Origin of the sequence: Wocania ichthyoenteri Th78 (assembly GCF_000789235.1) — a bacterium.
GTDB lineage: Bacteria > Bacteroidota > Bacteroidia > Flavobacteriales > Flavobacteriaceae > Wocania_A > Wocania_A ichthyoenteri.
The window spans coordinates 358,368-373,067 of sequence record NZ_KN525716.1; the positions used below are offsets into that span (position 1 = coordinate 358,368).

Here is a 14,700-nt window from a genome sequence, read left to right on the forward strand (position 1 = left end):
CAATGGCGATAATAACTTTAACTACAGATTTTGGAGAAAAAGATCACTTTGCTGGCGCAACAAAAGGTGCTATTTACAGTGAGTTACCTGATGTTAAGATTGTTGATATCTCACACTCTGTATCGCCTTTTAGTATTCCAGAAGCGGCATACATCATTCAAAATGCTTACAATAGTTTTCCTAAAGGCACGATTCATATTATTGGAATTGATTCTGAAATAAATCCTGAAAACAAGCATATTGCTTTAAAATTAGACGATCATTTTTTTATTTGTGCCAACAATGGAATTATGAGTATGATTTGTTCTGAAATTGCACCAGAAAAAATTGTTGAAATTAATATTCATGATAGAATACAAACTAGTTTCCCTGTTTTAGATGTGTTTGTAAAAGTAGCTTGCCATATTGCACGCGGAGGTACACTTGATGTTATTGGAAAAACTATTAGCAACATAAAGCCTATTAAAAATATTGTGCCGTATGTTAACGAAGATAAAACTCAAATTATAGGCAGTGTTATTTACATTGATAATTACGGAAATGTGGTTACCAACATAAAACGTGATTTTTTTGAAGCCATTCAAAAAGGTCGCACTTTTGAGATTTCGGCACGAAATTATAAGTTTAAAACCATTTTATCAAAATATAGCGATATTGTAAACTTTGAGATTCCTGAAGAAAAAAGACATGACGAAGGTAGAGGTTTAGTCGTTTTTAATTCTGGTGGTTTTTTAGAAATTGCGCTTTATAAAAGTAATACCACGACGGTTGGTAGTGCATCATCCTTGATGGGATTAGGTGTTATGGATGCTGTAAGTATTAATTTTTTGAGAATAGAGAAATTTAACTGAGTATATGTTTGTAAGAATTGTAAAGATGAGTTTTAATGAGAATGTTATTGATTTGTTTCTTGAAAACTTTGATGCCAATAAACATAAAATTAGAGGTTTTGAAGGGTGTCAATTTTTAGAATTATATAGAGATAAAAACGATACTAGTATATTTTTTACTTACAGCTATTGGGACTCTGAAACAGATTTAGAAGCATACAGACAATCTGATTTATTTAAAAACGTTTGGAGTAAAACCAAACCCCTTTTTAATGCAAAACCAGAAGCTTGGAGTGTTGATAAAGTCACTTCTCTCAAGTAAGCAGTTGCAGTATTCAGTCAACAGTAAAAAAAATTATATATTCGTGAATTCGTGGCAAAATAACCAACTCATAATCAACAAGAATGTTCGCCATACTTAAAAAAGAAATAAACTCGTTTTTCGCATCGCCAATTGGGTATTTGGTAATTGCCATATTCCTTTTGTTAAATGGATTGTTTTTATGGCTATTTATAGGCGAATTTAATATTTTAGATTATGGGTTTGCCGATTTATCATCGTTCTTTTTATTAGCACCTTGGATTTTAATTTTCTTGATTCCTGCCGTAACCATGCGCAGTTTTTCTGATGAAAAAAAACAAGGCACTTTAGAGCTTTTATTAACAAAACCAATCTCACATACCAACATTGTTTTAGGTAAATATTTTGGTGCTTTTGTTCTAATTTTAATCGCGATTTTACCAACGTTACTTTACGTTTACACCGTTTATCGATTAGGAAATCCTGTTGGGAATTTAGATGTTGGCAGCACATTGGGGTCTTACTTTGGGCTATTATTTTTAATAGCATCGTACACCGCTATTGGCGTATTTTGCTCCACATTATCCGACAACCAAATTGTAGCTTTTATTAGCGCTGTTTTTCTGTGTTTCTTGTTTTATATTGGTTTTGAAGGGGTTTCAGATTTCACTTCAAACTTATTTATTGAGCAATTAGGAATGAGCTATCATTTTAAAAGTATGAGTCGTGGTGTGCTTGATACGCAGAATATTTTATACTTTTTAAGTATCACTATTTTCTTTATCGTACTAACCGCTAGAGGCATAAAAACAAAACCTTTTTCTAAGAAGGAATTATTACCACTTTTAGCTTTGCCAATTGGGTTGTTGCTTTTAAATATATTATCTGCTTCAGCTCATAAACGTTTCGATTTAACTGAAGATAATCGTTACACGTTAAGCGAAGCTTCAAAACAAATTATAGATGCTGTTGAATCACCTATTTTTGTTGATGTGTTTTTAAACGGTGATGATTTTCCATCAGAATTTAAACGCCTTCAAAGAGAAACTAAACAATTACTTGAAGAATTTTCAGCAGAAAACAACAACATCAATTTCAACTTTATAAATCCTTTAGAAGATGAAGCGACTCGTAAGCGTAACATCCAGCAACTGACACAACGCGGATTAACGCCTATGCAATTAAACGTGCAAGAAAGCGGCAAGTCGTCGCAAGCCATAATTTTTCCGTGGGCATTGGCAAGTTATAACGATGTAACGATTACCATTCCTTTAGTAAAAAATAAAATTGGTGCATCGCAACAAGACTTAGTAACCAATTCTGTACAACATTTAGAGTATGCATTTGCAGATGGTTTTAGTAAATTAACAAAACCAAAACAGAAGAAAATTGCGGTTTTAAAAGGTAATAATCAATTAGAAGATAAATACATCGCAGATTTTATTAAAAAAATTAACGAGTATTATTTTATTGCGCCTTTTACTTTAGACAGTGTTTCGAAAAATGCTCAAAAAACACTTAACGATTTGAATAAATTTGATTTAATTATTTCTGCAAAACCTACTGAAGCTTTTACTGAAAACGAAAAATTAGTTTTAGACCAATTTACCATGAATGGCGGAAAAAGTCTTTGGCTTATTGATAATGTTGCTATGGAAAAAGACAGTTTATTCAACGCTTCGGGAACTAATTTAGCAGTTTCAAGAGATTTGAATTTAAACGATTTCTTTTTTAAATATGGGGTTCGTATCAATCCTGTAATGGTAAGCACGCTCTACTCCGCTCCTATTACGCTAGCGATTGGTGAAGGTAGCGATTCGCAGTTTCAAAATTTAAGATGGCCGTATTCGCCTTTAGCATCATCAAATAGTAAACACCCTATTGTTAATAATTTAAATCTGGTAAGATTCGATTTTGCGAATCAAATTGACACCTTAAAAAACAATATCAATAAAACTATTCTTTTAGAAAGTGCGCCACTTACAAAATTAGAAGGCACACCAAAAGAAATAAGTATAGATGTTGTTACCCAAGAGCAAAATCCTAAATTATTCAACAAAGGCAATCAAACATTAGCCGTTTTATTAGAAGGTGAATTTACAAGTGTTTACAATAACCGTATAAAACCTTTTAAGCTTTCAGAAGAAAAAAACAAAAGCATTCCAACAAAAATGATTGTTATTGCCGATGGTGACGTGATAAAAAATGAGGTGATAAAAAATGTACCACAAGAATTAGGATTTGATAGATGGACCGGACAAACCTATGGCAACAAAGAATTTTTACTCAATGCCGTTAATTATTTGTTAGACGATAACGGACTTATAAACATTCGGTCAAAAGAAATTGCTGTGGCATTTTTAGATCAGCAAAAAATAGCAACTCAAAAAACAAAATGGCAACTCATAAATATTGCGTTACCATTGGGGTTATTAGCATTATTTGGTTTTACTTTTAACTACTTTAGAAAGAAAAAATATGCTACCTAAATGTTAATAAGTTTGTTTCTTATATTAATCCGTATGGAATATATTTGTAAGTAGCATTTATTCAAAATTAAATACATTATAAATACATGAAATTTATAGTATCAAGTACCTATTTATTAAAACAATTACAGGTTTTAGGTGGCGTAATTAACAGCTCGAACACCTTACCAATTTTAGATAATTTTTTATTTGAATTGGACCACACAAAACTAACGGTTTCAGCTAGTGATTTAGAAACTACTATGGCTTCTAGCTTAGACGTTGAAAGCGATAGCAAAGGTAGTGTTGCAATTCCTGCGCGTTTGTTACTCGATACTTTAAAAACATTCCCAGAGCAACCCTTAACCTTTGTTGTTGAAGAAAACAATACGGTTGAAATTAGTTCAAATCACGGTAAATACGCTTTGGCTTACGCCGATGGAAACGAATTTCCAAAAGCAGTTGCTTTAGAAGACCCAAGTAAAACTATTGTTACAGGCGATGTATTGGCTACGGCTATTAGTAAAACTATTTTTGCTGCTGGAAACGACGATTTGCGCCCGGTAATGAGTGGCGTGTTTTTTCAGTTTTCAACCGAAGGTTTAACCTTTGTGGCTACTGATGCTCATAAATTAGTAAAATATACACGAGAAGATATAAAAGCAAACCAAGTAGCAGAATTTATTATGCCTAAAAAACCTTTAAATCTTTTAAAAGGTATTTTGGCAGCAAGCGAAGACGATGTAACTATTGAATACAACGAAAGTAACGCCAAATTTACATTTGAAAACTCGGAGTTGATTTGTCGTTTAATTGATGGAAAATACCCGAATTACGAAGCGGTGATTCCTAAAGAAAACCCTAATAAATTAACTATTGACCGCACACAGTTTTTAAATTCTGTTCGTCGTGTTAGTATATTCTCTAACAAAACGACGCACCAAATACGTTTAAAAATTGCTGGAGCAGAACTTAATATTTCTGCCGAAGATATTGATTACAGTAATAAAGCCGAAGAGCGTTTAACTTGCGATTATCAAGGTGATGATATGCAAATTGGTTTTAACTCGCGTTTTTTAACGGAGATGTTGAATAACCTGAATTCGGACGAAGTACAGTTAGAAATGAGTATGCCAAATAGAGCTGGAATTTTAACACCCATTGATGGTTTGGATGAAGGTGAACAGATTACGATGCTTGTGATGCCTGTGATGTTGAATTCTTAAATTCTCATGAACATGGGAATCTCATGATATAAAAGCAGTAATCTATAATTAGGTTGCTGCTTTTTTTCTGTTGACTTTGTCAGAAAAAAAATGACAACTTCGTTTAACGTCGGATATAAAACATTAAAACGATTTCATATCCGTAAAAACATTACCTGCAAGCTGAATAAATATATAGAAATTAAAATAAAACCAACTGACATGAAAAAAATAATACTTTCCACGACTATTATAACACTGTTATTTATTTCTTCAATAAATGCACAGAAAGGTTTTAGAATTGAAGCTGGAATCGGACCGACTTTAGGAGACTCTAGCGAATACTTTTCTTATACCCTTTTAGGTAATTTTTACTATTTATGGAATGTGTCAGAAAATATAAGCATTGGACCAACGACAGGTGTCCTGGTTTTTTTAGGTGAAGGAAAAAACATAAATGGTTCTGAGTGCTTATTTTGTTCAGTTCCTGATGTATATATCCCTATTGCCATCGCTGGTCGAATTGGTATTACAAAATTGTTTTCACTAGGTACAGATATTGGATATGGATTAAGTGCCAACGCATTTGATGACGGAGGTGGATTATATTTTAGGCCAATTCTAACTTATAGTCTGAAAAAAAAAAATTTGCTCTTATTGGTGCTTACTCTAACATTAATGAAAATGGAGGAAGTGCTTCAACTATAAGTTTAGGGGTTAACTTTGGTTTTTGAGATTGAAAAGCCAGCAGGTAACAAGGTGTAAAAATAATTGCTTGGTACTGCCTATTCGGAAAATCCTGCGGATTTTCCTCTGCTTCGTTCCATTTTTGTTAAGTTAGTTGTTTAATCACGCAACTATCCTTACACCAACCGTTAAACGAACCATTGACCCGTCCTAAAATAAAACAACTTTTCCGATTTAATAATATAAGTTTACAAATAAGTGCGTCAAGGATTGCAACCCTTTGACAAGCTCAGGGTAAACTCATCCTTTTTTGAGGTACGAAAAAAAAAGATATAACGGAAAGCCTGACCCTTTAGGGTAACGCCCAACTTCTCGATACATCTCGAAGTAAATTCGGGGCACTGGAAATTGATATTTTATATAAACAAAAAATGCTCATCAATTGATGAGCATTTTAATTTATCTCGTACTAACTAAACTAACTAATAAAATTAAGAGATAAAGGGTATGTTGGTGTTTCGCCGTTGTTTGCTTTTATGGCGTTTATTATTGGGAAAACAACCGATATAATTCCTAAAACTATAAAGCCTAATAAACCTAAGCCAAATAATAATATTAATGGTATACATATTATAGCGTAAACAATTAAACTTAATTGAAAGTTTATAATATTTTTACCGTGTGCATCCATTTGATACACTTTTTCTTTTTGTGTAAGCCAAAGTACCAGTGGTAATAATAAACTACCAAAACCTGTAATAAGTGTAATTAATTGACTTAAATGCGTAATGACTAAAAGTTGGTTGTCTTGTCTCATGATGGTGATTTTATTGATTGATACTTATTTGACGTTCAAATCAAGAAAATGTTACATCTTTTAAAAATAATATTTAGAAGTTAAATTGGTTACAAAATTTATTTACAGCATAAAGAAACAAGCATAAATTACTTAAAAAAGTAAAACAATCACTACAATATGTAGAAGGGCTACTTATTTTGCATAACAAAAAAGGGAACATCGATATTAAAAGCAAATGTTTCAACATCATGTCTTGTAAATAAACGCTCTAAAAAAGAGTGCCTTTTGTTCATCATAGCGAGTATTTTTATATCGTTGTTTATAATATACTTTTGGACAGTGTCAAACATATCGTTACTTGTGGTGTCAATAAACTCATGTTTAGCCTTATTAAAATGAGTACGAAAAAAATCCATATTGTCATAAGCATTATAAGCCAAATGGTGTTGGTCTGCAAGGTGAAGAATATATAATTTAGAGTTTTCTAATACCATTACTTCTTTTAATGGTATAAACTCATCTTCATTAAATTGTTTAGAATTTGAAGTAGCAAAAGCAATTTTATCTGCAGCATTAAATTTACAACCATCTGGAATAGCTAAAACTGGCATATTACAACGTTGGATGACTCTAACCGTATTACTTCCAAAAATTATTTTTTCTAAACCAGAAGCACCTTTGGTACCCATAACAATTAAATCTACTTTATGCTTTTTTGATACTTGATTTATAGAATCAATAAAGTTATCATAATCTACTATAGAAATAAATTGATGCTTTTTATTATGATGCTTTTTTTCAATCTTAGAAATAATATTTGAGATTGACTTTTTTGCAGCATCAATTATAGTTTTATAAATGGTTGCTGATGACGATACAACCATCATATCGTCCGATATAAAAGACGATGCTTTTTGTACATTAAGCAAGTAAAAACAACACTCAACATCTTTAAACAATTCTATAGCATAATTAATAGCATTAATTGAGTTTTTAGAAAAATCTGTAGGCAATAGTATTGTTTTCATAAAAAGTATAAAATGGATTACTATGTAAATATAGTATGAGAATCAAAGTAAAACTATGACAATTGTCAGTTGCAATATATACTTCTCTTTAAACCATAAAAAAATTAGCATAATATTATAAAGCATTGTATTTTTCGGCATAATAAATGTTAATTAATATGTTATAAACATTAAAAATTCCTATATGGTTTACAGATTTTTTGTTGCTCTTGCTCTCCTATCTTTCAGCTTAAATGCACAGAATGATGCTATTATTGCTAACGAAAAGCTTACTTATACAGCAGCTTATAACATGTCTGGTATTTTAACAGATATAGCCGAAGTTACCATGGAAACTAGCAACATAAAAACATCAAAAGCTACCTTGCTAAAATTAAAATGTACTGCAGCAACGTATAGTAAGTGGGATAATTTTTTTAAGATTAGAGATTTATATGAAAGCTATGTAAACCCAAAAACGCTAACACCTTATTTGTATAAGCGTGATATTAATGAAGGTAGCTATTATAAGTACATGAAATATACGTTTAGTCATAAAACAAAAACTGTTAAATCTCAGCTAAAAAAGAAAAACAATTACGAAGAAAATAAAATCATAACCATAAATTCTGGAACAAAAGATATTGTTTCAACAATATATACATTGAGATTATTTGATTACAAAAACATGCCTATTGGAACTAGAAAATCGTTAACCATTATTTTTGATAGAGAAGAATTTAAAGGGCAAATAACCTATTTAGGAAAAGAAACCATAACTACAGCCATTGGTAAAAAGGAATGTTACAAACTAGCAATTGGTTCTAGTCAAACTGATGTTCTTAAAGGTAAAAACAATAATTTTTTATGGCTTACCGCCGATGTAAATAAAATTCCTGTTTACGGAAAATTTAAAATTCCTGTTGGTAATGGAGAATTAAAAATAAAATCTGCTACGGGTTTAAAATATTAACGTATAAAAAAAATGAAACCGACATGATTAAAACAATCTTTAACACACAATATAATGATTGTTTAAACCATCAAAGGTTGCGTGTGAACATTAAAAACTATAAAACAAACACATGAAAAAACTATTTACAATTTTTGCCATTATAGCTTCGGTTTTAGCAATTATATTATCTGTTTTACCACTTTCAAATTTAGCAATAATACCATCTATTATTGCACTTATTTGTGGATTAATTGCTTTTTATCTTTCAAAAAAAAGTGGAGAAGTAAAAAAGATTATTCAATTTACATTTTTATTAACCATAATTGCGCTAGCTATAACTACCTATAAATCATTATTTAATACCGTTGAAGTTGCAAATACAGAAGCTTTAGAAAAAAAAGAAGCAAAATCTGAGAAAGAAGCCATTGAAGAATTAAACGAGTTAGAAATTGAAGATATTAGTATTGATGAATAAGTGTTTTCTTCTTTTATTATATATTTGCACCCAATTTAAAAAAATGAAACGAACATACTAATAATTTTCTCGCCCCAAGAGAATGATTTAATTGTAAGTTACATGTGATACTTAAAACAGCTATTAACACACATGAAAACTTTTTATATACTTTTTACATTTACTCTTATTGGTACGTGTGCAACAACCAAATACACCACCAAAATTAAAAACCTTAAAGATAGCATTGAGTTGGCAGATAGTACTCTTACTGTTAATTATGCCAACACTATATCTGTAAAAGAGTTGAGTACTCATTTATATGAATTTTCGTCTGATGATTTTCTAGGCCGGAAAACTGGTGAGGCTGGCCAAAAAAAAGCCGCTCAATTTCTTAAATCTTATTATCAAAAGGAAAACATAAAATCTCCTTTAGGACATTCTAATTATTACCAAACCATTCCAGAAACTTTCTTTTCAGGAAAAGCTAAAACTTCAGAAAATGTTTTGGCTTTCATTAAAGGTTCAGAAAAACCAGAAGAAATCATAATTATATCGGCGCATCTTGACCATTTGGGAGTTTCAGAAAACGGAGAAATACATAATGGTGCCGATGATGATGGTTCTGGCACCGTAGCAATAATGGAAATTGCTCAAGCATTCAATCAAGCCAAAAAAAATGGTAACGGTCCAAAAAGGAGTATTTTATTTCTTCATTTTACAGCAGAAGAAATTGGTAAACAAGGCTCAGAATATTACACGCAAAACCCAATATTCCCTTTAGAAAATACTGTTGCAAACCTCAATATTGATATGATTGGAAGAGTTGATGATGCTCATTTAAATAATAAAAATTATATTTATTTAATTGGCTCAGATAGATTAAGTAAAGAGCTACATTACACTTCAGAAAAAGTTAATAACTCCTACTTTAATATCAATATAGATTACAGATATAATGTTGAAGGTGAAAAAAATCATTATTACACACGTTCTGATCATTATAACTTTGCAAAACACGATATTCCTGTTATTTTTTACTTTAATGGAGAACACAATGATTATCATGAAGTTACAGACACTCCAGACAAAATAGACTACGAATTGTTAGAAATTAGAACTAAACTTATTTTTGCAACTGCGTGGCAACTAGCCAATCAAGTACATCGTATTGCTAAAGATGAAGACAATGAGTTCTTAAAATAAATATAAATACCAATTATAATTCTTCCCTTTTTTGTAATATCGTAACATAAAAAAACTAACTCTTATAAATAATATAATGAAAAAATTAGGTATCCTTTTTTGTACAGCTTTAATAATAGCATCATGCAGTACATCTCATAATAAAAATGCGAAAAAACATGTAACAGATTATGCAAAAACCATTACTGAGAATGAGTTAAAAGAAATGCTGTACACTTATGCATCAGATGATTTTGAAGGTAGAAGAACTGGCGAATCTGGGCAAAAAAAAGCTATTGAATTTATAAAAAAACACTATGTTGATAATAGAATTCCTTCACCAATTGCAGACGGTGACTATTTTCAGGAAATTCCAGAAGATTTTTTTAATGGTAAAGCTAAAGCCTCTGAAAATGTTGTTGCTTTTATAAAAGGCTCTGAAAAGCCAGATGAGATTGTAGTAATATCTGCACATTTAGACCATATTGGAGTTTCACAAAACGGAGATATAAATAATGGAGCTGATGATGACGGCTCTGGAACTGTAGCTATTTTAGAGATTGCCGAGGCTTTTAAAGCCGCAGAAAAAGATGGTAACGGGCCAAAACGTTCTGTCCTTTTTTTACATGTAACAGGTGAAGAAATTGGTTTATTCGGCTCGCGTTATTACACCGATATCGATCCTATTTTTCCGTTAGCAAATACAGTAGCTAATTTGAATATAGATATGATTGGGCGTGTAGACCCAAAACACGAAAACGGTAAAAATTATTTGTATCTAATTGGTTCAGATAAATTGAGTAAAGAGTTACACGATGTTTCTGAAGCAGTTAATAAAAAATATGTTAATCTAGAATTAGATTATACCTACAATGATGAAAACGACCCCAATCGTTTTTATTACCGTTCAGACCATTACAACTTTGCAAAAAACAATATACCTGTTATCTTTTATTTTAACGGTACACATGCTGATTACCACAGACCATCTGACACGCCAGATAAAATAAACTACAAGTTTTTAGAAACACGAACGCAATTAGTTTTTCATACGGCTTGGGAGTTGGCTAATCGGGATGAGCGGGTTAAGGTGGATTTAAAAGCATCATAATTACTTTGTTTTAAAATGTTTAAAAAATTCCATAAATAAACTATAAGAAATTTATGAATTTAATAGACAATTGGAAAGATTATTATGAATATGGCTCAGGATAGTAGAGAGAGTCACAATATATGTTAATCTACAAGGTAACAGTAATAACTTCATTGGAACCGTTAATGAAGAAAACTCTGAGCATTCTGTTCCTCTTCAAGCAACAATCAAAGGTTTTTCTGAAAATGATTTTATCTCTTTTGTTAAAAAATATCCAAAAGTACCTAGACTGAAGAATATTAATAGCTCAGAAATAACTATGGAAAATGGTCAATTAGAAATTGAACATTATGGCTACATTGATTCAGAATTTGATTCAATATATGGGTCTTGGTCTATAACAGAAAATGAAGATACTGAAAATACTGTTTATGGCACTTGGTTGTTAAAAAGAGCGGTCTAGTCCATATTTAATAAGAACTGGGGCAAGATAAACCATCTCAATCTACAAAAAAAGCCTTTCAATTTCTTGAAAAGCTTTTGCTTTTTGGGTGGAAGACCGGATTCGAACCGGCGACCCTTGGTACCACAAACCAATGCTCTAACCAACTGAGCTACAACCACCATGTTGTTTTTTTATAAAAAACTTTAAAAAAGTTTCATAAAGGGAATGCTCTAACCTAAATATGAACACACCATCTTTTTTATTTTAAAACTTTAAAAGTTTTGCAAAAGGAGCGCTCTAACCAATTAGTAAAAGCTACCCTGTAACTTGCATTTTGTAATGCGTGTGCAAATGTAAATTATTTAGTATTTACCGCAAAGTATTTCTTTATTTTTTTAAGAATAATTTTTATTTTAAATCAAACAAACTATCAACTGCAACATAACGCTCAACAGTAAAGCCTTCTGCATATTCTACACCAACTAAACGCCCTAAATCTTTAGCTCTGTACTTTATACTATCAGTAAAATTTTTACTAGATATTGGCGTTTCTGGTTCTTTACTTGTAGCATCATAAAACTGTGTTTTATAGGCTAAAACAGCTTTCATTTTTACATCCATAAAATCAGAAACATCAACTACCAAATCGGGTTCTAAATTTTTCCATTGTATATAATGGTATACTTGCTTTGGTCGCCAGGGCTTTTGCTCATCATCATTAACAGTAGTTTCAATTTTAATTAATCCGCTTAAAAAACAAGCATCACTTACTAACTTACTTCCTTTTCCGTGGTCAATATGTCTGTCGTCAATAGCATTGCAAATTATAAGTTCTGGTTTATATTTACGAATCATTTTAATAACCTCTAATTGATGCTGTCTATCATTTACAAAAAAACCATCTGCAAAACCTAGGTTTTCTCTAACAGAAACACCTAAAATCCCAGCAGCATTACTAGACTCAGTCGCTCTAGTTACAGCAGTGCCACGTGTTCCTAGTTCGCCTTTAGTTAAATCTATAATGCCAACTTTTTTACCATTGGCTATTTCTTTTGCTATGGTAGCGCCACAACCTAATTCAACATCATCTGGATGCGCGCCAAAAGCAAGAATATCTAATTTCATATAATTATATATTATTCATAAAAAACCAAAAATAGCCTTTTAAACCTATTATTTTTTAGTTTTTTATTCAATTTCTTTAAAGATTTACATCTAATTGTGCAATAAAAATCAGTAAATCCATAAAACTCATTATTACGAAAACGTATTCGTTAACACTATTTACTGGTTTTGTTTGATAAATATAACAATAATTGAAAAATAACTATTATTGTAAAAGCATGACATTAGTCATAATTCTAGCAGAGCTTCTACTGTAATTTTACCTTATAATTATTAAGCACCATAATTAAAGAATTATAAAGTATGATCTATTTAATGCTACTCATATTAACAATTACAATTGCACTTTTTGTTTGGGGCAAATTTACACCAGATATTGTAGCACTAATATCTATGATAAGTTTGTTTTTAACAGGGATTTTAGATGCTACCGAAACTTTAAGTGGATTTAGTAACCCAACTGTTATTATGATTGCAGCACTCTTTATAATTGGAGAAGGTATTGCGCAAACAGGTTGGACAGCTATGGCTGGTAAAAAGTTTGTGGAATGGGCAGGAAAAAGCGTTCCTAAATTATTAGTAATTGTAACGCTTGGCGCAGGTGTATTATCTGGCTTTGTAAGCAACACTGGTACTGTAGCTACATTAATGCCTTTAACTATTTCATCGGCTTGGAGTATTGGTACGCTACCATCTAAAATGCTAATGCCTGTAGCTTTTGGGTCTAACACTGGAGGCTTATTAACCTTAACAGGAACACCTCCAAATATTATAGCTAGTAATTCACTTATAGACGCTGGTTTTGAAGGGTTTTCATTCTTTGAATTTGCCTTAATTGGTTTACCATTACTTATTATAGCAATCGTATATTTTAGATATATAGGCTATAAACTATTACCTAAAAACAAAACAAATAATAAACCTGTAAATATTGAATCTACTTTACACAATTGGATAGAAGCTTATAAAATTGATAGCGGTTATTATCGATTACGTATTCGAAATTTATCACCATTGATTAACACAAAAATTGAAGATTGGCATTTAGAAAGAGATTATAATGTTTCTATTATTCGATTGAAAAGAAGACATCCTAATGTATTAAAAGGCATTCATCAATTCGAAGAATTTCCGAGTACAAATACAGAATTGCGCTACCATGATATTATTACACTAAAAGGAGATACAGAGGCCATCAATAAAATGATGATTACTTTCAGGTTAGGGCTTTTACCACTTGAAACTATTACCGATGAATTGAAACACAACTTAATAAATCAAGAAGTTGGTATGACTGAAGTCATAGTAAATCCTAATTCTATTTTAGTAGGAAGACGCTATAAGTTAGGCGATTATTTTAAACGATATGGAATACAATTATTGGCTGCTTCAAGACATGGAAAACCACTATTAGAAAAAGAAATCACTGTAAAAACAGGAGATGCTTTTTTAATAAGAGGAACATGGGAGCATATTGATGACCTTAAAAAACAACATGAAAACTTAGTAATTATTGGTAGTCCTGAAGGTATGGCAAAAAACGTTGAAGCTCTCAATACAAAATCTTTTATAGCTCTAGGTGCTCTAATTCTAATGATAATATTTATGGTATTTAAAATTGTACCTGGTTCAATAGCTGCTCTAATTTCTGCTGGTATAGTTTTATTAACTGGTTGCGTACCAATATCAAAAGCTTATAAAGGTATTAGCTGGACAAGTGTAGTTATGATTGCTGCTATGATACCCATGGGCATTGCATTACAAAAAACTGGAACCGCACAGATAATTGCGAACGGATTAGTAGAGTATTTAGGTGCTATACACCCCATAGCATTACTAGGGGGTGTATTTTTACTAACTACCACCTTTAGTCAAGTAATAAATAACTCTGCAACAGCAGTATTAATGGCACCAATAGCCATTTTAGCTGCAAGCTCTTTAAATCTATCGCCAGAACCATTTATGATTGCAGTAGCTATAAGTGCTTCAACAGCATTTTTAACTCCAATAGGAACAACAACAAACGCTATGGTAATGACAGCTGGAGGATATAAATTTATGAACTACTTAAAAGTAGGCGCACCATTACTTTTAATATTCTTTGTAATATCTATGATACTCGTGCCAATAATATGGCCATTTTAAA

At 31.3% G+C, this 14,700-nt stretch carries 14 protein-coding genes and 1 tRNA gene; 11 read left to right on the top strand and 4 right to left on the bottom strand.

Annotation, left to right across the window (positions count from 1 at the left end; genetic code table 11):
- The first annotated feature begins 2 nt into the window (after positions 1-2).
- The 5 genes from RG22_RS01725 (at position 3) to RG22_RS01745 (ending at position 5,512) form a co-directional block, all read left to right on the top strand.
- Positions 3-851 (top strand): SAM hydrolase/SAM-dependent halogenase family protein, encoded by an 849-nt coding sequence (locus RG22_RS01725; protein WP_034040329.1) that lies wholly within the window; start codon positions 3-5, stop codon positions 849-851.
- A gap of 4 nt (positions 852-855) precedes the next feature.
- Complete coding sequence (locus RG22_RS01730) at positions 856-1,152, top strand: putative quinol monooxygenase (RefSeq protein ID WP_034040332.1); 297 nt, start codon at positions 856-858, stop codon at positions 1,150-1,152.
- 83 nt (positions 1,153-1,235) lie between these two features.
- A complete protein-coding gene (gene gldG, locus RG22_RS01735) occupies positions 1,236-3,620 on the top strand; it encodes a gliding motility-associated ABC transporter substrate-binding protein GldG (protein ID WP_034040334.1) in 2,385 nt (794 codons plus the stop codon).
- 86 nt (positions 3,621-3,706) lie between these two features.
- A complete protein-coding gene (gene dnaN / locus RG22_RS01740) occupies positions 3,707-4,825 on the top strand; it encodes a DNA polymerase III subunit beta (protein ID WP_034040337.1) in 1,119 nt (372 codons plus the stop codon).
- A 201-nt stretch (positions 4,826-5,026) separates the two neighbouring features.
- Entirely contained in the window at positions 5,027-5,512 is a 486-nt protein-coding gene (locus RG22_RS01745; RefSeq protein ID WP_156113336.1) for a hypothetical protein, read from the top strand.
- Positions 5,513-5,969: 457 nt separating this feature from the next.
- On the opposite strand, the gene RG22_RS01750 is transcribed toward RG22_RS01745, so the two are convergent.
- Positions 5,970-6,308 (bottom strand): DUF4870 domain-containing protein, encoded by a 339-nt coding sequence (locus RG22_RS01750; RefSeq protein WP_034040341.1) that lies wholly within the window; start codon positions 6,306-6,308, stop codon positions 5,970-5,972.
- A 170-nt stretch (positions 6,309-6,478) separates the two neighbouring features.
- Positions 6,479-7,318, bottom strand: coding sequence for a universal stress protein (locus RG22_RS01755; protein WP_034040343.1), 840 nt, complete (start codon positions 7,316-7,318; stop codon positions 6,479-6,481).
- Positions 7,319-7,502: 184 nt separating this feature from the next.
- On the opposite strand from RG22_RS01755, the gene RG22_RS01760 reads away from it, so the two are divergent.
- The 5 genes from RG22_RS01760 (at position 7,503) to RG22_RS17805 (ending at position 11,447) form a co-directional block, all read left to right on the top strand.
- A complete protein-coding gene (locus tag RG22_RS01760) occupies positions 7,503-8,270 on the top strand; it encodes a DUF3108 domain-containing protein (RefSeq protein WP_034040345.1) in 768 nt (255 codons plus the stop codon).
- A 112-nt stretch (positions 8,271-8,382) separates the two neighbouring features.
- The gene (locus RG22_RS01765) at positions 8,383-8,727 is read left to right on the top strand and encodes a hypothetical protein (RefSeq protein WP_034040346.1); all 345 of its coding nucleotides are present in this window, start codon (positions 8,383-8,385) and stop codon (positions 8,725-8,727) included.
- Between the two features lie 132 nt (positions 8,728-8,859).
- Positions 8,860-9,912 carry a M28 family peptidase gene (locus RG22_RS01770; protein WP_034040348.1) on the top strand — a complete coding sequence of 351 codons (1,053 nt, stop codon included), beginning with the start codon at positions 8,860-8,862 and terminating at the stop codon, positions 9,910-9,912.
- A 76-nt stretch (positions 9,913-9,988) separates the two neighbouring features.
- Positions 9,989-11,002, top strand: a complete 1,014-nt coding sequence (locus tag RG22_RS01775; RefSeq protein ID WP_034040350.1) for a M28 family metallopeptidase — start codon at positions 9,989-9,991, stop codon at positions 11,000-11,002.
- Between the two features lie 301 nt (positions 11,003-11,303).
- Positions 11,304-11,447, top strand: coding sequence for a hypothetical protein (locus tag RG22_RS17805; protein ID WP_156113337.1), 144 nt, complete (start codon positions 11,304-11,306; stop codon positions 11,445-11,447).
- Positions 11,448-11,533: 86 nt separating this feature from the next.
- Here RG22_RS17805 and RG22_RS01780 read toward each other — a convergent pair.
- Both RG22_RS01780 and bshB1 read right to left on the bottom strand, forming a co-directional pair.
- Positions 11,534-11,609 (bottom strand) — tRNA-His (locus tag RG22_RS01780).
- A 228-nt stretch (positions 11,610-11,837) separates the two neighbouring features.
- Positions 11,838-12,554: a bacillithiol biosynthesis deacetylase BshB1 gene (gene bshB1, locus RG22_RS01785; RefSeq protein ID WP_034040352.1), complete on the bottom strand. Its 717-nt coding sequence runs from the start codon at positions 12,552-12,554 to the stop codon at positions 11,838-11,840.
- 315 nt (positions 12,555-12,869) lie between these two features.
- Here bshB1 and RG22_RS01790 point away from each other — a divergent pair, with 315 nt between their 5' ends.
- Positions 12,870-14,699 carry an SLC13 family permease gene (locus RG22_RS01790; protein WP_034045587.1) on the top strand — a complete coding sequence of 610 codons (1,830 nt, stop codon included), beginning with the start codon at positions 12,870-12,872 and terminating at the stop codon, positions 14,697-14,699.
- The last annotated feature ends 1 nt before the right edge of the window (position 14,700 follow it).

What these genes read in the sequence shown, in the direction of transcription:
- RG22_RS01760 (WP_034040345.1), top strand. Translation starts at nt 7,503, where the DNA reads ATGGTTTACAGATTTTTTGTTGCTCTTGCTCTCCTATCTTTCAGCTTA.
- RG22_RS01750 (WP_034040341.1), bottom strand. Translation starts at nt 6,308, where the DNA reads ATGAGACAAGACAACCAACTTTTAGTCATTACGCATTTAAGTCAATTA.
- RG22_RS01745 (WP_156113336.1), top strand. Translation starts at nt 5,027, where the DNA reads ATGAAAAAAATAATACTTTCCACGACTATTATAACACTGTTATTTATT.
- RG22_RS01730 (WP_034040332.1), top strand. Translation starts at nt 856, where the DNA reads ATGTTTGTAAGAATTGTAAAGATGAGTTTTAATGAGAATGTTATTGAT.
- RG22_RS01790 (WP_034045587.1), top strand. Translation starts at nt 12,870, where the DNA reads ATGCTACTCATATTAACAATTACAATTGCACTTTTTGTTTGGGGCAAA.
- RG22_RS01765 (WP_034040346.1), top strand. Translation starts at nt 8,383, where the DNA reads ATGAAAAAACTATTTACAATTTTTGCCATTATAGCTTCGGTTTTAGCA.
- RG22_RS01775 (WP_034040350.1), top strand. Translation starts at nt 9,989, where the DNA reads ATGAAAAAATTAGGTATCCTTTTTTGTACAGCTTTAATAATAGCATCA.
- bshB1 (WP_034040352.1), bottom strand. Translation starts at nt 12,554, where the DNA reads ATGAAATTAGATATTCTTGCTTTTGGCGCGCATCCAGATGATGTTGAA.
- RG22_RS17805 (WP_156113337.1), top strand. Translation starts at nt 11,304, where the DNA reads ATGGAAAATGGTCAATTAGAAATTGAACATTATGGCTACATTGATTCA.
- RG22_RS01725 (WP_034040329.1), top strand. Translation starts at nt 3, where the DNA reads ATGGCGATAATAACTTTAACTACAGATTTTGGAGAAAAAGATCACTTT.
- RG22_RS01755 (WP_034040343.1), bottom strand. Translation starts at nt 7,318, where the DNA reads ATGAAAACAATACTATTGCCTACAGATTTTTCTAAAAACTCAATTAAT.
- gldG (WP_034040334.1), top strand. Translation starts at nt 1,236, where the DNA reads ATGTTCGCCATACTTAAAAAAGAAATAAACTCGTTTTTCGCATCGCCA.
- dnaN (WP_034040337.1), top strand. Translation starts at nt 3,707, where the DNA reads ATGAAATTTATAGTATCAAGTACCTATTTATTAAAACAATTACAGGTT.
- RG22_RS01770 (WP_034040348.1), top strand. Translation starts at nt 8,860, where the DNA reads ATGAAAACTTTTTATATACTTTTTACATTTACTCTTATTGGTACGTGT.